Origin of the sequence: Saccharopolyspora rosea, assembly GCF_025643595.1 — a bacterium.
Classification (GTDB): domain Bacteria; phylum Actinomycetota; class Actinomycetes; order Mycobacteriales; family Pseudonocardiaceae; genus Saccharopolyspora; species Saccharopolyspora rosea.
Map to the genome: position 1 here is coordinate 6,295,881 of NZ_CP102826.1, position 22,071 is coordinate 6,317,951.

Below are 22,071 nucleotides of genomic sequence, written 5' to 3' on the forward strand. Positions count from 1 at the left end.
GTTGCGAGACCGCTCACCGAAAGGGAAAGCGGCTCACGCCGCTTGCCACGCACTCACATGTTCTTGGCCTGGTCGGCGTTGTCCTCTTCTACGTGCTCGAAGGCGTTGGACACCTGCTGCCCGTGGTCCCCGGAGACGGTGAGGACCTGGGTCAGCGAGTCGAGCAGCTCGGAGATGGCCGGGTTGACGTCCTTGGCCTGCTTCTTGATGGCCTCCGACGTCTCGTCGTCGTTGCCGGCCGCGGTCAGCAGTTTCGGGTCGAGCGCGTTCCACCGGTCCCGGGCGCTCTCGACCATCCGGCCCGCGGTGCGCAGCATCCCGAAGCGCTGCGCGAGGTCTTCCGGGATGACGATGCGGTCAGCCATGGCGGTAGCTCCGGCGCATCCGCTCGGTGTTCTTCCGCTGGATCTTCAGCAGCGGTTCCAGGAACTCGCCCATCGACGTCCCCTCGTACATCCGGTCGCGCAGCGCGTTGACGTCGTCGAGCTGGGAGCCGAGCACGTCCTCGATCTGCGACATCATGTCGGTGCGGGCCTGGCGCACGACGTCCACGATGGCCGCCGCCAGCTCGGCGCGCGGCATGGTGCGGTAGCGGTCGTCGTGGAACTCCAAATTGGACAGCTGACCGTCGGCGTCCACGGTGGCCGACAGCATCCGGTTCTTCGACTTCGCGGTCCCGCTGCGCTCACGGAGGTCGGCCTGCGCGGCGAAGACCTCCTGCTGCTTGCGCTGGACCTCGTCGAGCACCTGGCTGAGCTGTTCCCGCAGGTGGTGGTTCATCTCGCCTCCGAACTCCATCGGCCGATGGCGGTGCTGACACCGCCACCGGGGTTCCAGGTCTCCTCCTCCTCGGCGAGCCAGGTGGAGCGCTGCCGCTCCTTTTCCTGGCCGGCACCGGCGCCGCCGCCCATCGGCGGTGGCGGCATCATCGGCGACTGGCTGCCGCCGGAACCGCGCATCGTGCGCGGGCCGGACTCGGTCATCGGGTTCGCCGGTCTGCGCAGTTGCTCGTCCAGCGCCGAGGAGTTCACCGTCGACCGCCGCGTCGGGTCGCCGATGTCCGCGCCCAGCTCCGGGGACCGGCGCACGCCGTCCGGTGTCGGCGGCGGGACCGTGAGCTTGCCGTTGCCCGACAGGTGGGCGTCCGGCAGCAGGTTGCGGGGGACCGGCGGCAGGTAGCCGCCACCGGTGTGCGGGTCGGGGTTCTGCAGGGTCGAACCGGGATCGACCTTGACCGGGTTGCCGTTGCGGTCCAGCAGCAGCGAACCGTCGGGTTTGGTGATCGACCCGTCCGAGTTGATCCGGCTGCCCTCGGGCGCGTTGATCGGCGTGCCGTCGGGGTAGGTGGCGGGCTTGCCGTCCGGCCCGACGACGTCGCTGCCGCCGCCGGGCCCGCCGCGGAGCCGGTTGAGCGAGTCCGGCGACAACTGGCTGGGGTTCCACTGCGGCGCACCACCGCCGGGCAGCAGGCCCGCGCCGGGCGGCGGCTGCTGCCCGGTCCCGTCCCCCGGGGGCGGGGCGGACGCGTCCGGGCCCTGCTGGTCCTGGCCGGATCCGTGGAGCCCGGCCAGCGCCGCCGAGGCGTTCTTCTGCTGCTCGGCGGCGTTGCGCTGGGCCTGCTCCTGCTGCCCGGTCTGGTCCTGCCCCGGCTGGTCCTGCCCCGGCTGTTCCTGCGCCTTCTGCTGGGCTTCCTGCTGTTGCTGCTGGGCCTGCTCCTGCGCGTTCTGCTGCTGCTCCTGCGCGTTCTGCTGCTGTTCCTGGGCCTGCTGCTGGGCTTCCTGCTGCTGTTGCTGCGCCTGCTCCTGGGCCTGTTGCTGCTGTTCCTGCGCTTGCTGCTGTTGCTGCTGGGCTTGCTGCTGGGCCTGCTGTTGCTGCTCCTGCGCCTGCTGCTGGGCCTGTTGCTGCTGGTCCTGGAACTGCTGCTGGTAGTCGCCGCCCGACGCGCCCGCACCGCCGGTGTCGATGGGTCCGATCTGCGGGTTCTTGGGGATCAACGCGGTGGTGCCGGACAGCGTGGACTGGGCCTGGTTGAAGTCCCCGTCCGTGCCGCGGTCCAGCATGACCGCGTAGTTGTCCATCCACATGCTCTTCGCCTCGGCGTCCAGGTTCTCGGTGAACCCGCCCGTCTCACCGCCCATGCCGGCGTTGCCCAGCGGACCGTCCAGGTTGAACAGGTCGAGGCCGCCGACGTCGGTCGACAGGTACTTGTCCAGCGCGGCCTGCACGGCGCGGGCCGGTGCGGCCAGCTGCGAGTTGAACCAGGCGTTGAACTTGGTGGACAGCGACTGGATCTCGGTGCGCAACTGGTCCCTGGCGTGGGCGAGTTGCGCCAGGCCCTGCTCGTCGGCGATGAGCCTGCCGAACTCGTCGAGCCGCAGGCTGATGCTCTCCACCGCGCGCTGGAGCGCCTTGGCCGCCTGGCCGTCCAGCTGCTCGCCGCTGCCGATCTCGTCGGCCCAGCCCTGGACCTGCCGGCTCTGCTCGGTGAGGAACTGCTTGGCGCCCCGCATGGTCTGCGCGAAGGTGTCGAAGCTCGGCAGGTGGGTGGCACCGTTGTTGCCGTTCTGCAGCAGCAGGTCGAGTTGCGGGCCGACCCCGTACAGCTGCGCGAGGGTGCCCTCGGACGCGTCCAGCAGCGCGTAGTTGATCTTCGCCCCGACGAAGAACACGATCGGCACGGGAAAGCCGTTCCCGTTCGGGAGGTAACCCACCCCCCACTTCTGGGCGTCCCAGTTCTCGGCACCGACGCTCGACAGGTCGTACTGGTTGTCCGCGTCCGGCGTCACGACCTTCAGGACGGTGTCGGACACCCACGGCATCTTGATCAGATCGTCGCGGTCGCGGACGGGTTGGTCCGACGGCAGGACGCTGTTGACGGCCTGTTCCCACGCTCCGGACACGACTCCACCCCACCTCTCCTCGGCGGCCCACCCGCCGACCACGACGACCCGAGGGCTGCACCGGTCCGGTCTGCTCGAACCGCTGCGAAAGTCCGCCGCCTACCCGGAAAGCCCCAGATCGCGCCCGATGGTTCCGGCTATGTCGGCGTTGTCCTGGTCGGTGTCGCGGAACCGCTTGGCCACGGTCCCGATACCGACCTTGATGTGCTCCAACTTCGTGTCGGTCATGTCGCTGAGCGACTGGCTCGCGCTGTCCAGGAACTGCTTGATCTTGTCCCTGAGCTGCTGCGCGTTCGGCGACGAGCCCGGGAGGACCTGCGGGATCTTGTCCCGGATGTCGGTGAGGTCCGGGTTCGAGACCAGCGCGCTGCGCAGCTGCTCCACCTTGTTCTGCAGGTTCTGGGCGGCCTCGTCGGAGAACTTGATCTTCCCCGAACCCGATCCGCCGGAACCGCTGTCCTCGGCCATGCTGTCCGCACCCGTCCCGGATCAGCTGCCGATCTGGTTGTTCAGGTCCTGGCGGACCAGGTTCTCCTTCATCTCCTGCAGCTTCTGGATGGCGCCCTGGAAGGCCGCGTGCATCTTGGACTGCTGCTGGTCGATCACCTTGTAGGCGGCGTTCCAGTCCTGCGCCCACTGACCGCGGGACTGCTGGGCGAGCTGGCTGATCTCGCTCTGCAGCTGGTCGGTGTTGTTGTTCATCGTGTTGTACTGGTTCCTCAGGTCTTCGATCTTCTGGTCGACCATCCGGGGCGTCCAGTCGATGAGGGCCATCTGCTACTCGCTTTCCTGCTCGGTCACAACGGGTTTCAGAGGGTCGCGTCCATCTGGCCGGCCAGCCCGGTGTTGAGCTCCTCGACCTGCTTGAACTGGGTGTTGGTGGCTTCCAGCCCGTTGATGGTCTGGTTGAACTTGGTGGCGACCGTGCTGTACGCCGCCATCCACTCCTCCATCTTCTTGCGGTAGAGCTTGCCCGACTCGGAGTTCTGCGCCCCCGCCAGCTCGTTCTTGATCTCCTCGACCCGCTGGCACGCCTGGTTCATCTTGTGGACGTGGTCGCGGAAGCTTTGCACCTTCTGCTGGACCACTTCGGGCGGAATGGTGATTCCGGCGTCGCTGACCGCCATCTGTCCTCCCTGAGTCGGTTTTTCCTTCCGGCACAAGCAAAACTAGAACCGGTACGCGCGACTCCACCACGCCCCAGAACGGGGGCCCCTTTTCTTTCTGTTGAACTCGTTGTGCGAACCGGCACCGCCACCCAGAACGAGTTCGACAGGACACCTTCTCAACAGCGCGGGGGTACCAGGCGTGGTTGCTCCAGCACCGGTCGTCCGGCGGCGGCCGGATCCAGCGCGGGCCCGGTGGCCAGCTGGTCGACCAGCATCGCGGGCATCCGGACCGCCTCGTCGGCGGTGTAGCCGAGCGCGGCGAGCGCGTCGTCCGAGCCGACCGGGTACTTCACCCCGTCGTCGGCCACCAGGAACAGCGCGTTCGCCGCCCCGCCGCCGGTGGCCACGCTCGCGACCAGCGCACCGCTGCCCGGTTCGATGCCGACCCTGCCGGGAGCCGAGCAGGACGGCGTCACCCCGGGACGGGGCAGGGCGGGACGCGCCGCGGCGGTCACCGCGGCCGGGACCATCCGGACCGAGGTGGACACCGCCGCCCCCGGCTCGGTCACCGCGCAGACCCCCTTGCCCACCGCGGACACCAGCTGCGGCGGGCTGGTCGGGAACAGGCCGCCGCGGGTGAGCTGCCCGCGCAGCGCGGTGGGCGCGCTGTGCGCGGTGATGTCCCCGGCGCCGATCATGCGCGGCTGCACCGCCTGCCCGCCGTACGCCGCGGCCTGGGTCTTCGGATCGCCGCTGATCAGCTTGGCGACGGTGTCGGTCAACGGCACCAAACCCCGGTCCGCCAGCAGGTACGGCCGGTGCCGGGCGTCGACGAACAGCTGCCCCACGGTGCTCGGCTGCCCGGCCAGCACCGGTCCGGGCCTGCCCCGGCCCGGGACGTCGGGCGCCACCAGGTCCGGTCCGGTGGGCAGCGCGTTGAGCAGCCCGACCGGGACCGGCACCGGATCCGCGGTGGTGTAGCCGAGCGCGGCGGGACCGCCGGAGGCCGGGTCCAGCCGCCACTTCCGCCCGCCCCACACCAGGAACACCGAGCCGTCCGGACCGGACACCAGCACGCCCTGCCGGTCGGTCACCGGATCCCCGGCGGTCGAGCCGACCAGCAGCGCGAAGTCCCGCCCGCCGGAGTCCGACGGCGCCGCGCAGGACAGCCACTCGTCCCTGCTGAGCGCGCCCGCCGCGGGCAACCCGTCCGGCGCCCCGGGGATCCCGACCGGGGCGCCGCGCGGCACGCCGACCAGCGAGCTGGACGCCACGTCGTGCACCGCCAACCGCTGCCCGGCGACCAGCTTCGCCGAGGCCGGGTTGAGCACCGGGTGCAGTTCCCCGCCGACGTACAGCCAGCGGGCCCCGGTGTCGCGCTCCACCACCACCGACCCGTCGGCCCGCCACGACGTAGCCTGCCCCGGCTGGATCACCAGTCCGAACAGGAACGTCCCGAGTCCGATGAGGACGGTGACGACCAGACCGATGGCGAATCCCCGGGTGGTCCGGCGCTGCGGGGTGTCCGGGATGTCCGGGTCGGCGCGCAGCATGCCCGCGGAGAGCCGCCCCATGACGAACATGTGCGCCTGGACCTGATCACGTCTGGACTGCATGGCGAACTCCTGTCGGGACGTCAGCCGGCGATCGCGCGGATGGCCGCGAACACGCCGATCACCTGGAGCATCAACGGGATCAGCGCGACCGCCAGGAGCACGTGCAGGATGTCGGCGATCCGGCCCCAGTACGGCACCAGCCGCCTGCCGGGCACGGTCCAGCCGGTGACGACGAGCACCACGCCCACCAGCGCCACGCCGGTGATCAGCAGCAACCGGCCCAGCAGGTCCTGGCGCGCGGCCAGCACGAGCACCAGCAGCACCAGCCCGACCGCGCCCGGCAGCACCACGGACAGCCGGTGCCACACCCCGCCGACCTCGCGGCCGTGCAGCAGCAGCAACGCGCTGAGCACCCCGGCCATCGCGTACGTCGCCCAGTCCGGTTCGGTGAGCAGCCCGCCGATGCCCGCCGCGCACGTCACGCCGACGGCCAGGTACAGCGCCGTCATGTAGCGGTCGGCGATCCTGCTGCGCTCCAGGACCTGTTCGCTGCTGTGCGCCTCGATGCCCTCCTGGAGCTGTTCGGCGTTGGTCGGCAGCGGCGGCATCCGCATCCCGGACAGCCGGAACGACATGCTCGGGATGAACACCCCGAGCAGCACCGCGACCACCGCACTCGCCGCCACGGCCTGCGCCAGCGTCCCGGTGAGCGTCATGATCCCGGCCGTGACCAGGCCGAACACGCTGACCACCAGCGCACCGAGGAAGGCGTGCGGACTGGTCCCGGTGGCCGCCAGCGCCAGCACCGCGCCACCCGCCGCGGTCGCCGACGCGGCCAGCAGCGCCGCCATCGCGCCCGCGTGCGGGCCCGGCAGCAGGAATCCGGCCAGCGCGAAGAACGGCACCCCGGCCAACCCGAGCGCGGTCGCCGAGGTGGCGTCGCCGACCGCCCGGGACGACGACGCCCCGGCGGCCAGCAGCAGCAGTCCGAGCACCGCCGCGGCCACCGCGCGCACCGCGGTGTCACCGGGCAGCAGGAGGGCGAGCCCGACCAGTCCGGCGGTCGCCAGCGCGCCACCGTGCAGCAGCCGCTTGGTGCTGCGCGGCCCCCACCGGCCGGGGCGCTCCTCCATCCCGCGCGACACCCCGTCCACCAGGTCGTCGAAGTGCACCTCGGGCAGGGTGTCCTGGCGGGCGCGCAGGTGCAGCACCTGGCCGTCGCGCAGCCCCAGGGCCTCCGGCGTCGCCTCCTCGTCGAGCGGTGCGCCGCCGATTTCCTGGAGCACCCAGCCGCCCTTGTCCAGGCCGGTCTCGTCGAGGTCCGGGCCCGCGTAGCCGACGATGGTGGGCATCAGGTCGATCAGCGGCACGTCGGTGGGCACCGCCAGGTCGAAGCCCCGGTCGGGCGCCCGGATGGACAACCTGCACAGACCCGCGACAGTGCTGGTACTCACGCCCGCTCACGCTCCTAGGAGTCCACTGTGGATGCGGCGGGGCGCCGTCGGTGCGGCGCCCCGCCGGGGAGAGCGGCCGTCGGGGGGATCCGGTTCGCGACGGCCGGGCGCCGGGTGGCCGACAGGACACGTCGAAAGGCCGATCCCCGCGCCACGGCGCAGCCTACGGACACCGGCGATCCCCCGGCAGTCGCCGATTTACGTGACCTGAACTCCCTTGTGGACCGTGCGATTCTGGCGTCGGACCGCCGCGGGCGCGGCGAGAACCGGTGCGCCGCCGGAGGAAAGCGGCGAGGCCGCCCGCACCCCGCCGCGCACAACGAGTCGAAAGCTGTCAGGAGTTCCCGTGAGCGTCGTGCTGTTCCGCCGCCCCGACCGGCAACCGGGCCCGCAGATGCCGCACGGCGAGCTGAGCCTCCAGGAACCGCCGGAACTCCCGGAGACGCAGAGCGCGCTGTCCGGGATGATCACCTACATGCCGATGGCGTTGAGCTCGTTGGCGATGGTGATGATCTTCCTGCGTCCCGGAATGGGCGGCAAGAGCGACACCATGATGTACTTCGCCATCGGCATGATGGTGATCGCCGCCGTCGGCATGCTCGCCGCGCAGTTCCTGCGCGCCTCCTCCGACCGCAAGCGGCAGATGACCGCCGCGCGCCGCGACTTCCTGCGCTACCTCCGCCAGCAGCGCCGCCGGGTGCGCCGCACCATCGAGGCGCAGCGCCACGCGCAGCTGTGGCGGCACCCCGCCCCGGAGGCGCTGTGGTCGCTGGTGCGCACCTCCCGGTTGTGGGAGCTGCGCCCCGAGCACCCCGACTTCGGCGAGGTCCGGATCGCCGTCGGCGACCAGCAGCTGGCCACCCGGATCAGCCCGATCTCCACCAAACCCGTCGAGGACCTGGAACCGCTGTGCGCGCACGCGCTGCGCCGGTTCATCAACGCCTACGGCACCGTCCCGGACCAGCCGATCGCGCTGTTCCTGCGCGCGTACGCCCGCGTGGTGCTGCGCGGTGAACCGGACGCCGAGACGGCGCGCGGCGCGGTCCGCGCCATGCTGGCGCAGCTCGCCGTGCTGCACGCGCCGCAGGACCTGCGGATCGTGGTCGTCGGCTCGCAGCAGCGGCACTGGGAGTGGACCAAGTGGCTGCCGCACTGCCACCACGAGTCCGAAGTGGACGGTGCCGGGCCGGTCCGGCTGGTCTGCGACACCGTCGCCGAGCTGGAGGGCCTGCTCGGCGAGGAACTGGCCGGTCGCCCGTTCTTCGACCGCGACGCGGCGCCCTCCCAGGACGAGCCGTACGTCGTCGTGGTGCTCGACGGCGCGCAGCCCTCGCCGAGCAGCCGGATGGCCGGGGGCGGCTACCGCAACGTCACCGTCGTCGACCTCGGCACCGCGCTCGACTGGCGCAGCGACCCGCGCACGCTGCTGCTGCGGCTGTCCGCCGACCGCGCCGAGGTGGTCGAGACCGGCCGCGCGGGCAAGGAGACCGGCACGGTGGTGGGCCGCCCCGACCAGCTGGGGACGGTGCGCGCGGAGTCGCTGGCCCGGTTGCTCTCGCCGTACCGGCTGGCGGTGTCCACCAGCTCGACCGAACCGCTGGCCACCGACTTCGAGCTCACCACCCTGCTCAACATCACCGACCTGCGCTCCGCCGACCTGCCGAGGCTGTTCGCGCAGCGGGCGAGCGGCCCGTCCCGGCTGCGGGTGCCGATCGGCATCACCGGCGACGGTTCCCCGGTGGAGCTGGACATCAAGGAGTCCGCGCAGGGCGGCATGGGACCGCACGGCATGCTCATCGGCGCCACCGGTTCCGGCAAGTCCGAACTGCTGCGCACCCTGGTGCTCGCGCTGGCGCTCACGCACTCCTCGGAAACGCTGAACTTCGTGCTGGTGGACTTCAAGGGCGGCGCCACGTTCCTCGGCCTGGACCGGCTGCCGCACACCGCCGCGGTGATCACGAACCTGGCCGACGAGGCGGCGCTGGTCGAGCGGATGAAGGACGCGCTGCACGGCGAACTGGTCCGCCGCCAGGAACTGCTGCGCAAGGCGGGCAACTACAGCTCGGTCGCCGACTACGAGAAGGCCCGCGCCGAGGGCGCGCCGCTGGAACCGCTGCCCACCCTGTTCGTGGTGGTGGACGAGTTCAGCGAGCTGCTGGCCGCGCACCGCGAGTTCATGGACCTGTTCATCATGATCGGCCGGTTGGGCCGCAGCCTCGCGGTGCACCTGCTGCTGGCCTCGCAGCGCCTCGACGAGGGGCGGATGCACCAGCTGGAATCGCACCTGTCCTACCGGATCGGGCTGCGCACCTTCTCGGCGATGGAGAGCCGCGGCGTGCTCGGCGTCCCGGACGCCCACCAGCTGCCCGCGCAGCCCGGTTCCGGGTACCTGAAGACCGATGTGGACACCCTGCTGCGGTTCAAGGCCGCCTACGTCTCCGGCCCCCACCGGCAGGTCCGGCGGGAGCTGCGGCAGGCCGTGGTGGCCCGCCAGATCGTGCCCTACACCACCTCGTACGTCACCCCCCGCGCGCTGCCCCCGGCCGAGCCCGACCCGGAACCCGAGGAGGGCACCGCGTCGCTGCTGGAGGTGGCCGTGGACCGGCTGGCCGACTCCGGCCCGCCCGCGCACCGGGTGTGGTTGCCGCCGCTGGACGTCCCGCCCACGCTGGAGGACCTGCTGCCGCCGCTGCGGACCTCGGCGGACCGCGGTCTGCACGCGCCGATGCGCGAGCCGCTGCGGGTGCAGGTCGGCATCATCGACCGGCCCTTCGAGCAGCGCCACGAACCGCTGATCGCCGACCTGACCGACGCGGGTGGGCACGTGCTGGTGATGGGCGGCCCGCGCAGCGGCAAGAGCACCCTGACCGCCACCCTGATCACCGCGCTCGCGCTCACCCACACCCCGCGCGAGGTGCAGTTCTACGGGCTCGACTTCGGCGGCGGCACGCTCACCTCGCTCACCGGGCTGCCGCACGTCGGCGGCGTCACCGGCCGGTTGGACAACGAGCGGATGCTGCGCACCATCAAGCAGATCAACTCGCTGCTGGAGGAGCGCGAGCAGCGGTTCGCCCGGCTGGGCGTGGACTCGATGGCCACCTACCGGCGGCGCCGCGCGGCGGGCGAGTTCGCCGACGACCCGCACGGCGACGTGTTCCTGGTGGTGGACGGCTGGGCCACCATCCGGCAGGACCACCCGGACCTGGTGCCGCACTTCCAGCTGCTGGCCACCCGCGGCCTGAACTACGGCATCCACCTGATCATCACCGCGACCCGGTCCGGCGAGGTCACCGCGAGCCTGCGCGACCTGCTCGGCTCCCGGTTCGAGCTGCGGCTCGGCGACCCGGTCGAGTCGCTGGTCAGCATGCGGGCGGCGGCGACCGTGCCGAAGGTCCCGGGCCGCGGCCTGGTCGAGGACCACGGGCACTTCCTGGCCGGGCTGCCCCGCCTCGCCGGGGACGGCGAGACCGCCGAGGCCACCCAACAGCTGGTGGACCGGATCGCCGAGGAGTGGACCGGCCCGGCGGCGCCGCCGGTGAAGATGCTGCCGCAGCTGCTGGAGGTCGACCGGCTGCCCGAGCCGACCGGGCAGCTCCGGGTACCGCTGGGCCTGTCCGGCGAGGACCTCGAACCGCTGTGGCACGACTTCACCGAGGCACCGCACCTGATCGTCTCCGGCGACGACGCGACCGGGAAGACGAACCTGCTCCGGCACGTCGCCCGCGCGATCACCGCCCGATACACGCCGGAGCAGGCGCGGATCACCTTCGTGGACTTCCGCCGCGAACTGTTCGACGCGGTCGACGAGCCGTACCGGCTCGGCTACGCGGTCTCCCGGGACCTGGCCAAGGAGGCGGTCAACGGGGCGTCGCGGGCGATGCGCCGCCGGGTGCCGGGCCCCGAGATCACGCCGGACCGGATGGACAAGCGCGACTGGTGGACGGGCCCGGAGTTCTTCCTGATCGTCGACGACCACGACTTGGTCGCCGGCGACGCGGGTGACAGCCCGTTCGCCCCGATCCTGGACCTGCTGGCGCAGGGCCACGAGCTCGGCCTGCACCTGATCGTCGCGCGCAGCGCCAACGGCCTGGGCCGCGCCATGTACGACCCGCTGATCCGGCGGCTGCTGGAGGTCAACACCCCGGCGGTGCTGCTGTCCTGCCCGCCGTCGGAGGGACCGGTGTTCCACGACACCAAACCGCAGAAACTGCCGGTCGGCCGCGCCCAGTACATCACCCGCCGCAAGCAGGTCCAGGTGCAGACCCCGCTGCTGGACTCCTGAGATCCTTTGTTTGAACTCGTTTTGGCGGGGCGTGGTAAGCGGCGCCAGCCGCTTTCTCTTTCGGTGAGCGGTCTCGCAGCCCGCACCGCCGCGGGTTCTCCGATGAGCACAGTGGCGCGTAGCGCCTCCGTGGGGGGTGGCGGTCGGGCGACGGGCGGGCGTCTCGCGAGGACAGCCCCGACGCTGTGTATTGGGCATACATGAGTCGGGGCTCCCGGAGCCGGTGTGGCTGTGGCGCGCAGCGCCTCGTTGGGGGGCGGTGGTCGGGTGACGGGCGGGCCGCTGAGGTTCCGCCACCGGCACCGCCGCCCAAAACGAGTTCGGAGACAGGCTCCCGACGTACCCGACGTCACAGCCGTGCGAACGCCGGTGATCACCGCCGTTAGGCTCGGTCGCGGTCGACGCGCCGTCGGGGACGGGAGGAGATGCGGTGAGCGAGGGCTCCGGTTCGACACCTGCCGCGCACCCCCGCCGCCACCGGGTGCTCGTGGTCGAGGACGACCCGATGATGGCCGAGGTCATCGCCAGCTACCTCAACCACGCGGGGATGCTCGTGGCGGTCGCCAGCGACGGCGTGATGGCGCTCGACGGCTTCTCCGCCTTCAACCCCGACCTGGTCATCCTCGACCGGATGCTGCCCCGGCTGGACGGCACGCACGTGTGCCGCACGCTGCGGGAGCAGAGCACGGTCCCGATCATCCTGGTGACCGCGCTGGGCGAGCAGGACGACCGGATCGAGGGCCTGGAGCTGGGCGCCGACGACTACGTGACCAAACCGTTCAGCCCCCGGGAACTGGTGCTGCGCGCGCAGGCGCTGCTGCGCCGCACCGCCGCCGCGCAGCAGCCGCAACCGCGCTCCCGGCTGCGACAGGTCGAGGACCTCGCCTTCGACCCGGCGACCGGGCAGGTCACCAAGGCGGGCAAGCCGCTGCGGTTCACCGGCCGGGAACGCGACCTGCTGGAGTTCTTCTTCGCCAACCCGGGCCGCACGTTCCGCAAGGACGAGCTGATGCAGCGGGTGTGGCAGTGGAAGGTCGGCGACGCCTCGCTGGTCAGCGTCTACGTGCGACGGCTGCGCGAGAAGATCGAGACCGACCCCGCCAACCCGACGATCCTCACCACGGTGTGGGGAGTCGGCTACCGCTTCGGGACGGAGCAGGCCGTCGGCTAGGAGCTAGGGAGTGTTTCGGAAGTGCTTTGCGTGGCGGTGCCGGGAGCGGAACCTCAGCGGCCGTCTCGACTCCGGGAGCCCCGACTCATGTATGCCCATACACAGCGTCGGGGCTGTCCTCCCGAGACGACCGCTGAGAACCCGCGGCGGTGCGGGCTGCGAGACCGCTCACCGAAAGAGAAAGCGGCTCCGCCGCTTGTAAAACACGCGCTAGGAGGCTCCACAAGCGGCCCCGGCCGGTGAACTGGTCCCGCAGCCGGCACCGCCACGCAGAGCACCCCGAAGCACCCCCTAACGTCCGGTGGGCAGCCGGACGACGAACCGGCAGCCGTCCGAGACCTGGTCGACGCCGAGTTCCCCGCCGTGCGCCACGATGAGCCCCCGGGTGATCGCCAGGCCCGCGTCGCCGGGCTCGACGGCGGCCAGCAGCTCGGACCGGGGCAGCCCGCCGCAGCAGTCCACCACGATCACCTCGATCTCGGCCTCGGAGACCACCGCGGAGACGGTCACCGGCTCGCCGGACCCGGTGTGCCGCACCGCGTGCATCAGCAGGTTGGTCAGCGCCCGCGTCAGCACCCCGGTGTCCACCCGGACCCGGTCGGTGGCGTCGTCCAGCCCGAGCCCGTGCAGCCGCACGCCCGCCGACAGCGCCTCGGGCAGCGCGGCGGCCATCGCGGAGTCCAGCACGTCCGCCAGCCGAGCCCACCGGAGTTCCACAGTGGACGTCTGGAGCCGGGCCAGCTCGAACAGGTCACCGGCCACCCGGTGCAGCCGGTGGGCGTCGTCGACCAGGCTCTCCAGGTAGCGCAGGGGTTCCTGCGCCACGCCGTCGCGCAGCGCCTCGGCCGCGGCCCGGATCGAGGCCAGCGGCGTGCGCAGTTCGTGCGAGATCGCGACCACCAGTTCGCGCTGCGCCTGCCGCAGGTCGGAGCGCTCGTGCTCGGCCTCGATCAGCGCGTTGCTGGTGGCGGTGAGCTCCTGGCGCAGCCAGCGCAGTTCCAGGCGCGGGCGGCGACGGCACGATCGGCCCAGCCACCAACCGGCCGCGCCCGCCGCCACCGTGGCCAGAATGCCGGTCGTCCTGGCCACGTTCCTTCACCCCTCGCGCTCGGCCGCCCGCACAACGATCGACGCCCCATTCAACCCGCGCCCGGCACGTGGCGGCAGTCCCATGAAAAGGGGGCGGTGCGCGACGTTGTCGGGGACTGCCGCCGCGACCGCCCGCCCGGCAAGCTGGACGAACGGTGGAAACCGGTACAGCTGAAGGAGTGTGGCGCGTGGCTCGGCCAGTGCTTTCGGTCCGCCCGGACACCGACGACGGCCATCGGACCATCTCGGCGGCGGTGGAGCAGGCCCGGCCGGGCTCGGTGATCTCCGTGCACCCGGGCCGGTACCAGGAGAACCTGGTCATCACCAAGGTGGTCACGATCATCGCCGCCGAGGAGCCGCGCAGCGTCGAGCTGGCTCCGGTGCGCGGCAGCGCGGTGCGCGTCGTCTCGGAGGCGGTGCAGCTCAGCGGACTCGTGCTGCGGGGCCGCGACCCCGAACTGCCCGCTGTGGACGTCCCACGTGGACAGGCGGCGATGGACGACTGCGAGGTGTCGGGCGCGGCGTGGACCGCCGTGCTGGCCCGGGAGTCCGGCTCGTTGGCGATGCGCGGCTGCCGCGTGGTCAACGCCTCGGGCGCGGGCATCGTGGACACCTCCGAGGCGGGCAGCGTCGTCGAGGACTCCGTGATCGAGCACCTGGGCAGTTCGGCGATCGTGATCAGCGACCGGGCCGCGCCGGTGGTGCGGCGCTGCGTGCTGCGCGACAGCCGCGGCAACGGCGTCTGCGCGAACGCCGAATCCCGCGGCACCGTCGAGGACTGCCGGATCTCGCGCACCGACAAACCCGCCATCGCGCTGGAGGCCGACAGCGCCACCACCGTGGTCGGGACCAGCGTCAAGGACGTGGCCATCGGAGCGTTCCTGAACAGCAGCGGTCGTCCGACGCTGCGGGACTGCTCGTTCGTCGGCACCCGGGAGCACGGCGTCGTGGTGCTCGGCGGCAGCGAACCGGTGCTCACCGGCTGCCGCATCGGCCGCACCCGGGCGCACGGCCTGCTCGTCACCGACAAGGCCAAGGGCAGCTACGAGGACCTGCGCGTCTTCGACACCCAGCAGGCCGCCATCCAGGTCGGCGAACTCGCCGGACCGGCGTTCCGGGGCACCTCGGTGCGCGATGTCGCGACCGACGCGGTGGTGCTCACCGACGAGTCGGTCGCCGAGTTCGACGGGTTGTCGGTCGAGGACGTGGCGGGCACCGGGATCACGGTGCGCGCCGGGGCGAACCCGATGCTGCGCCGGGTGGAGGTGCGCCGGACGCGCGGTGCCGGCGTCGCGTTCCTCGGCGGGGGCCACGGCCGGCTGGAGGACGCCGAGATCACCGAGGTCACCGGGACCGGCCTGCGGATCGGGGAGGACGCCGACCCGTCGGTGCGCGACGCGCGGATCAGCGCCGCCACCGGAGTGGCGGTGGAGGCGGGCGGCACCGGACTGCTCCAGGACTGCGAGGTGCACGACTGCACCGGCGACGGCGTGACCGTGGCCGACCGCGCCGAGCTGACCCTGTCCCGCACCCGGGTGCGGGCCAACGCCGGGCACGGCGTGCTGGTCGCCGACGGCGGCCGGGCCGCGCTGGACGAGTGCGAACTCACCGACAACGCCCGGGACGGCGTCCGGCTGGAAACCGGCGAACCGGTGTCGGTGACCAACTGCACCAGCACCGGCAACGGCGGTTCCGGCCTGCACACCAGCGGACCGGACGCCGACCGGGTTTCGGTGCAGAACCTGGACAGCCGGGACAACTCGGAGTCGCGCGGCACGGGCCCGCTGGACCAGCTGACCGCGCTGGTCGGGTTGGAGGGGGTGAAGGAGCAGGTCACCACCCTGGTGAACCTGACGGAGATGGCCCGGCGCCGCGAGGAGGCCGGGCTCCCGGCGCTGCCGGTGAGCCGGAACCTGATCTTCGCCGGGCCGCCCGGCACCGGCAAGACCACGGTCGCCCGGCTCTACGGCGAACTGCTCGCCCAGCTCGGCACGCTGCGCACCGGGCACCTGGTCGAGGTGGCCCGCGCCGACCTGGTCGGCAAGTACGTCGGGCACACCGCGCAGCTCACCCGGGAGGTGTTCGACAAGGCCCGCGGCGGGGTGCTGTTCATCGACGAGGCGTACGCGCTCACCTCGGCCGACGGCGACGACTTCGGCCGCGAGGCCGTCGACACGCTGGTCAAGCTGATGGAGGACCACCGCGACGACGTCGTGGTGATCGCCGCCGGGTATTCCGAGCAGATGGCCGGTTTCCTGTCCTCCAACCCGGGTCTGGCGTCCCGGTTCAACCGGACCATCGAGTTCGAGAACTACTCGCCCGAGCAGTTGGTGACCATCGTGGAGCAGATGTGCCGGGCGCACAGCTACGAACTCGGCGAGGGCACCGAGGACGCGCTGCTGCGGCACTTCGGCCGGATGCACCGCGGACCGGACTTCGGCAACGGCCGGGCGGCCCGCAAGCTGTTCGAGGAGATGATCGACCGGCAGGCCGCGCGGCTGGCCGGGCAGCCCGCGATCGGCCAGGAGGCGCTGTCCCTGCTGCTGCCGGAGGACGTCGGCGCCGAACCGGAACCCACCGGCCCGTCCGCGCTGACCCGGCTGCGCGAGATGACCGGCATCGCCTCGGTGAAGGCCGCGGTGGAGGAACTGGTCAACCTGCTCGCCGCGAACCGGCAGCGGGCGGCGGCCGGGCTGCCCACCCCGCGGATCGGCCACCACATGGTGTTCGCCGGACCGCCCGGCACCGGCAAGACCACGGTCGCCCGGCTCTACGGCGAACTGCTCGCCGAACTGGAGGTGCTGCCGACCGGCAAGCTGGTCGAGGTGGCCCGCGCCGACCTGGTCGGCAAGTACGTCGGGCACACCGCGCAGCTCACCCGCGACGCGTTCGAGCGGGCGCGCGGCGGCGTGCTGTTCGTCGACGAGGCGTACACCCTCACCTCCGCCGACGGCAACGACTTCGGCCGCGAGGCCGTCGACACGCTGGTCAAGCTCATGGAGGACCACCGCGACGACGTCGTGGTGATCGTGGCGGGCTACCCGGAGCGGATGCGCGAGTTCCTGGCGTCCAACCCGGGGCTGGCCTCCCGGTTCTCCCGGCACGTGGAGTTCGCGGACTACTCGGCGGCCGAGCTGGTGGAGATCTTCCTGCACAGCGCGGAGCACAACGGCTACGAATGCGACGCGGAGCTCGCGGCGGCGCTGCACGAGCACTTCGCCGCGGTCCCGCGGGACGCGACGTTCGGCAACGCCCGGTACGCCCGGCAGTTGTTCGAGTCGGCGATGACCCGCCAGGCCACCCGGCTCGCGGCGCTGCCGCACCCCACCGTCCGGGACCTCCGGTCGTTGACCGCCCGGGACCTGCCGTGAACCCGTTTCCGGGACGTGGTGGGCGGTTCCGGCGCGCGGCTAGCTTGCCCACCGTGCGATCTCGTGCCAGTGGGACGGCGTTGGTGCTGGCGTTGTCGGCGGGGCTCGCGCCGCCGGCGGCGGCGTCCCCGCAACTGCCGCCGATCACCCAGACGCTGTCCGGCGACCAGGGGTGCCGCACCCCGTCCACGACCACCGCCGAGGAGACCCCGTGGGCGCAGGCGCGGCTCCGCCCGGACCGCGTCTGGCCGCACTCCGACGGCAGCGGGGTCGCGGTCGCGGTGGTCGACACCGGAGTCGACACCACCGCGCCCGCGCTGGCCGGGAAGGTGACCGGAGCCGGGCAGGACTGCGTCGGCCACGGCACGTTCGTGGCCGGGCTGATCGCCGCCGGGCGCGAACCGGGCACCGGCTTCGCCGGCATCGCCCCGGGGGCCCGCGTGCTGTCGGTCCCGGCCACCGACCGGACCGGCGGCACCGACGCCTCCCGGCTGGCGGCGGCGATCCGCACGGCGGTGTCCGGTGGCGCCCGCGTCGTCCAGGTGTCCCCGGCGGTCACCGCCGACGACCCGGCGCTGGCCGCCGCGGTCCGGGACGCCACCGCGGCGGGGGCCCTCGTGGTCGCCCCGGCCACCACGGCGGTGGGCAACGACCCGGTCGCGGCGTACCCGGGCGCCTACCCCGAGGTCCTCTCGGTGACCGCGACCAGCCCGGACGGCACCGCCGCGCGCGCCGGAGCACCGGGAGCCGACCCGGACGTCGCGGCGCCGGGGACGGCGATGACCGGCATCGGCCCCGGCGGACCCGGTCTGTTCATCTCCGGCGGTGACGCGGTGGCCGCGGCCGAGGTCGCGGGCACGGCCGCCCTGGTGCTGTCCTACCGACCCGGTCTCGGGGTCGACGAGCTGCGCCGCCGCCTCCTCGACACCGCGTACCCGCCGCCCGGCGGGCGCCCGGACCCGCTGCTGGGCAGCGGGGTGATCGATCCGGCGGCCGCGGTGACGGCCGAACTGGCCACCGCACCGCCCCCGCCCGCCGCGGCACCGCCGCCGGTCCGGATGCCACCGCCCGCGGACCCCACGCCGACCGTCGTCGCGGCCGCGTTGGCCGCGGCCGCGGCGACGCTGATCGGCCTGGTGGCGTGGGCCGCGGCGGTCCTCCCGCGGGGTCGTCGGCGGGGGTGGCGCGCGGCGGGTCGAAAAAACTTCTGATCCGGCGCGCAACCCGCGCAGGGCTAACACGTCTTCCGTTATGAGAACAGGGAACGCACCGGGTAACTAACACCCCGCGCGTTACCAACAGCCATGAGGGAGGACGCAATGCCGAAGCCGATCCGCATCCTGGGAGCCGTCGCCGGTCTGTGCACCGCGGCCGCGCTGTCCGCTGCGTGCAGCCAGCCCGCGACCGACGCGCAGTCGGCGACGGCCGGGTCGGACCACTCCGGGGCCGCCAACGCGGCGACCTCCGGCGGGGACGAGGAGGGTGCCGGCAAGGCGTCCGCCTGCAACGGCGGGGAGTTCAAGGTCGACTTCAACGTGCAGCCGCAGCAGCCCGGCGGATTCCTCGTCGCGGTGACGAACAAGTCCGACCAGCCGTGCACCGTCAACGGCTGGATGAAGGTCAAGGGCACGGACATGAAGGGCGACTCCGTCGACCTGCCGGTCCACGACGTTCCGGTGCCCGGCGCGCCCACCGACGTCACGATCAAGCCCGGCGAGACCGCCTTCGCGGGCATGAAGGTCGAGACCGGCAGCAAGGCCGACCCGAACACCAAGGTGGTCTCCGGCCTCGAAGCCCAGCTGCCCGGCATCCCCGGCGAGCCGAACAGCACGATCGTCCCGGACGACGGCAAGACCTGGCAGGAGCAGCCCGACCCGACCATCCCGGTCAAGTCGGTGGAGCTCGGCACGCTGCAGCCGACCCCGCAGGGCGCCCTGCTGCCCTGAACTCCGGGCAACAAGAGGACTGTTAAAACCCCCACCGGAAATGATAAGTTGATCACAGCCCGCGTCCGGGCTCATCGACCGGCGCCGTTCCGCCAGCACCCCCTCCTGGCGGAGCGGCGTCCTCCTCCCCCGGCGCCAGAGCCTGTCTTCGAACTCTTTTCGGGTGGCGGCGCCGGGAGCGGAACCTCAGCGGCCGTCTCGGAACGACACCCCGGCCACCGAGACAGGAACAGACGAGAGCGCGCCCAGCCTCGCACGGCGCGCGGGCCGTCCGACAGGTCCGCTCGGGTGCTCCACGGGCAGGTGACGGCGATGATCGACCGGGTGTCGGGGACAATGGCCGGTGATGACCGCGTTGATTTCCCCGCCGTCCGCGAGCGGTGCTCCGGCGGCGTCGCTGAAGATCGGCCCGCACCGGGTCGATCCACCGGTGGTGCTCGCCCCGATGGCGGGTATCACCAACGTCGCGTTCCGCAGGCTGTGCCGCGAGTACGGCGCGGGGCTGTACGTGTGCGAGATGATCACCAGCCGGGCGCTGGTCGAACGGCACCCCAAGACGCTGGAGATGATCACGTTCGACCCGGACGAGCACCCGCGCTCGATGCAGCTCTACGGCGTCGACCCGGTGACCATGGGCCGGGCCGTGCAGATGATCGTCGAGGAGGACCTCGCCGACCACGTCGACATGAACTTCGGCTGCCCGGTGCCGAAGGTGACCCGCAAGGGCGGCGGCTCGGCGCTGCCGTACAAGCGGCGGCTGTTCGGCGAGATCGTGCGCGCCGCGGTGCGGGCCGCCGAACCGGCGGGCATCCCGGTGACGGTGAAGTTCCGCATCGGCATCGACGACGACCACACCACCTACCTCGACGCGGGCCGCATCGCCGAGGACAACGGCGCCGCCGCCGTGGCACTGCACGGGCGCACCGCGGCCCAGCGCTACTCCGGCACCGCCGACTGGTCGGCGATCGCGCGGCTCAAGGAGCACGTCACCTCGATCCCGGTGCTCGGCAACGGCGACATCTTCAGCGCCGACGACGCGCTGCGGATGATGGCCGAGACGGGCTGCGACGGCGTCGTGGTCGGACGCGGCTGCCTGGGCCGACCCTGGCTGTTCCGCGACCTGCAGGCGGCCTTCCGCGGCGAGCCGATCCCGGCGGGCCCGGCGCTCGGCGAGGTGGCGGAGGTGCTGCGCCGCCACGGCGAACTGCTCGCCGCCCACATGGGCGAGGAGAAGGGCCTGCGCGACCTGCGCAAGCACATGGCCCAGTACCTGCGCGGCTTCCCGGTGGGATCGGAGCTGCGGCACTCCTTCGGCCTGGTCTCCAGCCTCGCCCAGCTCGACGACCTGCTCGCGCAGCTGGACCCGGACGTGCCGTTCCCGGCCGACGCCGAGGGGCCGCGCGGTCGCCAGGGCTCGGCGGGCAAGGTCGTGCTGCCGGAGGGCTGGCTGGACGATCCCGACGACCTGTCGGTGCCCTGCGGCGCCGAGATCGACCACAGCGGCGGCTGATGACGGGGTCCGCGCCGCCCCGGCCCCGACGCCGGACCGCCGCCCTGTGCGGCGTGCTGTCCGCGCTCCTGGCGGCCGGGTGCGCCGCCGCACCGCGCGAACCGGAGCAGCTGCGGCTGGCCCGGCAGTACTTCGCGGACAACAACGCGACGGCGCGGCGCGGACCGCAGGCGCAGCAGGACTTCTTCCACCGCACCCAGCACCCGGACTTCGCCGACCGCACCTGCGACCTGGACCGCACGACCGTCGAGCTCGACCCGGCGCTGTCCACGCTGCGCCCCGACCCGGGGTTCACCGTCGACGGCACCAGGCCCCGCGGGTCGCCGTGGGTGGTGGCGGTGGAGGTGACCACGCGGCGCGACGGTTCGATCACCGGGCACCAGATCGGCTCCCAACACCTGGTGCTGCTGAACGGCAGCGCGTACGCATTCGCACCCTGCCCGACGGAGGGTCGGTGATTGCCTGATCAACTTCTGGTAACGCGCAATGCCACCGGCAGCGATGAAGTTGCGATGCGGTGACGAGAAACACACACTGAAATGCTCGTCCGTGCGGGTGGGTCCGATCGGAATTTCTTCCGCAGCCGCCCTTCCGCCCGGTACACATCCTAGGCAGCTGAGGATTCGAGCCGCGCTCGCCAATTCGGACCAGGCCAGGGTCAGCCGGTTGAGGGAATTCGAGTGTTGCTCGTGTCAGGGCAGCTCAAGCGATCAGTCACACCCGACGACACCACGGACGGGAGGTGAGTGCGATGACCGGACTGCGCAACGGTTTCGCCGGGCCGGAACCAGTGCGTGACGACGACGCGTCCACCGTGCTGCCTCCCGGGCAGCGCACCCGTCAGGAACTGACCAACGGCACCGGCATGGCGGAGTTGCACGAGTCGATCGCCAGCCTGCTGGCCTCGCGCGGCCAGTGGCGGCAGGCGTACCACCACCTGCGGTCCGCGCTCGACCTGATGTCCACAGCGGACACCCCGAAGGTTCCCGAACAGCTGCGCCACGAGGTCAACCGGCTGCGCCGGGAGCACGCCGAGGCGCGCGAGCAGAGCCTGCGGGACAGCCTGACCGCCAGCTACAACCGCCGCTACCTGGACGAACGGCTGGCGGACCTGCTCGCCGAACACGCGGGCAGCGACCAGGGACTGGCCGTCGCGCTGGTCGACCTCGACTGGTTCAAGCAGGTCAACGACACCTACGGGCACGTGCTCGGGGACCGCGTGCTGCAGCGCGTCGTCGACCTGTTGCAGGAAGTGCTGCCCAGCGGCGGGTTCTGCGCCCGCTACGGCGGCGAGGAGTTCGTGCTGGTGCTGCCCAGCACCGACCCGGCGACCGCGGTGTCGGTGTGCGAGACGGCCCGCGCCCGCGTGGAGCGGTTCCCGTGGCCGCAGATGGCGCCGGGACTGCGGGTGACGATCAGCATCGGTCTCGCGCACGAGCACGCCGGGTCCGAGTCGGAGACCAAGCCGGTGTCGGCGGAACAGCAGTTGATCAGTGCCGACGCGCTGCTCTACGCGGCCAAGCAGTCCGGGCGCAACGCGGTGGCGTACCGGTCCGGCAGCGAAGTCCGGTTGGCCGGAATGGCGGCGGGGCGTCGCGGTTCGCCGAATCGACGCGCCGCCGGTTACTGATCGCTACGATCTCAGGACACTGGGTGCGGTTTCATTGCATAACTACCGGTCAA

General features: G+C 72.1%; 17 protein-coding genes. 8 read left to right on the forward strand and 9 right to left on the reverse strand.

Annotation, left to right across the window (positions count from 1 at the left end):
• Positions 1–53: 53 nt before the first annotated feature.
• The 8 genes from NV263_RS29285 to eccD form a co-directional block, all read right to left on the reverse strand.
• A complete protein-coding gene (locus NV263_RS29285; RefSeq protein ID WP_263250047.1) occupies positions 54–365 on the reverse strand; it encodes a hypothetical protein in 312 nt (103 codons plus the stop codon).
• Positions 358–780, reverse strand: a complete 423-nt coding sequence (locus tag NV263_RS29290; RefSeq protein WP_263250048.1) for a YbaB/EbfC family nucleoid-associated protein — start codon at positions 778–780, stop codon at positions 358–360. The genes NV263_RS29285 and NV263_RS29290 overlap by 8 nt, the downstream gene beginning before the upstream one ends.
• The gene (locus NV263_RS29295) at positions 777–2,900 is read right to left on the reverse strand and encodes a hypothetical protein (protein ID WP_263250049.1); all 2,124 of its coding nucleotides are present in this window, start codon (positions 2,898–2,900) and stop codon (positions 777–779) included. Before NV263_RS29295 ends, NV263_RS29290 begins: the two co-directional genes overlap by 4 nt.
• Positions 2,901–2,999: 99 nt before the next feature.
• Positions 3,000–3,368 carry a hypothetical protein gene (locus NV263_RS29300; RefSeq protein ID WP_263250050.1) on the reverse strand — a complete coding sequence of 123 codons (369 nt, stop codon included), beginning with the start codon at positions 3,366–3,368 and terminating at the stop codon, positions 3,000–3,002.
• A gap of 21 nt (positions 3,369–3,389) precedes the next feature.
• The gene (locus NV263_RS29305; RefSeq protein WP_263250051.1) at positions 3,390–3,674 is read right to left on the reverse strand and encodes a hypothetical protein; all 285 of its coding nucleotides are present in this window, start codon (positions 3,672–3,674) and stop codon (positions 3,390–3,392) included.
• 35 nt (positions 3,675–3,709) lie between these two features.
• Positions 3,710–4,027: a WXG100 family type VII secretion target gene (locus tag NV263_RS29310; RefSeq protein WP_263250052.1), complete on the reverse strand. Its 318-nt coding sequence runs from the start codon at positions 4,025–4,027 to the stop codon at positions 3,710–3,712.
• A 158-nt stretch (positions 4,028–4,185) separates the two neighbouring features.
• Positions 4,186–5,625, reverse strand: a complete 1,440-nt coding sequence (gene eccB / locus NV263_RS29315; protein WP_263250053.1) for a type VII secretion protein EccB — start codon at positions 5,623–5,625, stop codon at positions 4,186–4,188.
• A 20-nt stretch (positions 5,626–5,645) separates the two neighbouring features.
• Positions 5,646–7,019 carry a type VII secretion integral membrane protein EccD gene (eccD, locus tag NV263_RS29320; protein WP_263250054.1) on the reverse strand — a complete coding sequence of 458 codons (1,374 nt, stop codon included), beginning with the start codon at positions 7,017–7,019 and terminating at the stop codon, positions 5,646–5,648.
• A 346-nt stretch (positions 7,020–7,365) separates the two neighbouring features.
• Here eccD and eccCa point away from each other — a divergent pair, with 346 nt between their 5' ends.
• Positions 7,366–11,301: a type VII secretion protein EccCa gene (gene eccCa / locus NV263_RS29325; protein WP_263250055.1), complete on the forward strand. Its 3,936-nt coding sequence runs from the start codon at positions 7,366–7,368 to the stop codon at positions 11,299–11,301.
• Between the two features lie 430 nt (positions 11,302–11,731).
• Entirely contained in the window at positions 11,732–12,472 is a 741-nt protein-coding gene (locus NV263_RS29330; protein ID WP_263250056.1) for a response regulator transcription factor, read from the forward strand.
• A gap of 291 nt (positions 12,473–12,763) precedes the next feature.
• Here the strand turns inward: NV263_RS29330 and NV263_RS29335 are convergent, their stop codons facing one another.
• Positions 12,764–13,561, reverse strand: coding sequence for a sensor histidine kinase (locus NV263_RS29335; protein ID WP_263250057.1), 798 nt, complete (start codon positions 13,559–13,561; stop codon positions 12,764–12,766).
• Between the two features lie 188 nt (positions 13,562–13,749).
• Between NV263_RS29335 and NV263_RS29340 the strand changes: the two genes are divergently transcribed.
• From NV263_RS29340 to NV263_RS29365, 6 genes are all read left to right on the forward strand, one after another.
• Positions 13,750–16,932, forward strand: a complete 3,183-nt coding sequence (locus tag NV263_RS29340) for a right-handed parallel beta-helix repeat-containing protein (RefSeq protein ID WP_263250058.1) — start codon at positions 13,750–13,752, stop codon at positions 16,930–16,932.
• 53 nt (positions 16,933–16,985) lie between these two features.
• Positions 16,986–18,143: a S8 family serine peptidase gene (locus NV263_RS29345; RefSeq protein WP_263250059.1), complete on the forward strand. Its 1,158-nt coding sequence runs from the start codon at positions 16,986–16,988 to the stop codon at positions 18,141–18,143.
• A 108-nt stretch (positions 18,144–18,251) separates the two neighbouring features.
• Positions 18,252–18,878: a DUF4232 domain-containing protein gene (locus NV263_RS29350; protein WP_263250060.1), complete on the forward strand. Its 627-nt coding sequence runs from the start codon at positions 18,252–18,254 to the stop codon at positions 18,876–18,878.
• 346 nt (positions 18,879–19,224) lie between these two features.
• Positions 19,225–20,388: a tRNA dihydrouridine synthase DusB gene (dusB, locus tag NV263_RS29355; RefSeq protein WP_263250061.1), complete on the forward strand. Its 1,164-nt coding sequence runs from the start codon at positions 19,225–19,227 to the stop codon at positions 20,386–20,388.
• Positions 20,388–20,846: a hypothetical protein gene (locus NV263_RS29360; protein ID WP_263250062.1), complete on the forward strand. Its 459-nt coding sequence runs from the start codon at positions 20,388–20,390 to the stop codon at positions 20,844–20,846. The genes dusB and NV263_RS29360 overlap by 1 nt, the downstream gene beginning before the upstream one ends.
• Before the next feature lie 293 nt (positions 20,847–21,139).
• Positions 21,140–22,018 (forward strand): GGDEF domain-containing protein, encoded by an 879-nt coding sequence (locus NV263_RS29365; RefSeq protein WP_263250063.1) that lies wholly within the window; start codon positions 21,140–21,142, stop codon positions 22,016–22,018.
• Positions 22,019–22,071 lie beyond the last annotated feature (53 nt).

Bases quoted from the DNA above. Each gene is read 5' to 3' on its own strand.
- NV263_RS29360 (WP_263250062.1), top strand. From the start codon at position 20,388: ATGACGGGGTCCGCGCCGCCCCGGCCCCGACGCCGGACCGCCGCCCTG.
- NV263_RS29365 (WP_263250063.1), top strand. From the start codon at position 21,140: ATGACCGGACTGCGCAACGGTTTCGCCGGGCCGGAACCAGTGCGTGAC.
- dusB (WP_263250061.1), top strand. From the start codon at position 19,225: ATGACCGCGTTGATTTCCCCGCCGTCCGCGAGCGGTGCTCCGGCGGCG.
- NV263_RS29305 (WP_263250051.1), bottom strand. From the start codon at position 3,674: ATGGCCCTCATCGACTGGACGCCCCGGATGGTCGACCAGAAGATCGAA.
- NV263_RS29290 (WP_263250048.1), bottom strand. From the start codon at position 780: ATGAACCACCACCTGCGGGAACAGCTCAGCCAGGTGCTCGACGAGGTC.
- NV263_RS29300 (WP_263250050.1), bottom strand. From the start codon at position 3,368: ATGGCCGAGGACAGCGGTTCCGGCGGATCGGGTTCGGGGAAGATCAAG.
- NV263_RS29350 (WP_263250060.1), top strand. From the start codon at position 18,252: ATGCCGAAGCCGATCCGCATCCTGGGAGCCGTCGCCGGTCTGTGCACC.
- NV263_RS29310 (WP_263250052.1), bottom strand. From the start codon at position 4,027: ATGGCGGTCAGCGACGCCGGAATCACCATTCCGCCCGAAGTGGTCCAG.
- eccB (WP_263250053.1), bottom strand. From the start codon at position 5,625: ATGCAGTCCAGACGTGATCAGGTCCAGGCGCACATGTTCGTCATGGGG.
- NV263_RS29285 (WP_263250047.1), bottom strand. From the start codon at position 365: ATGGCTGACCGCATCGTCATCCCGGAAGACCTCGCGCAGCGCTTCGGG.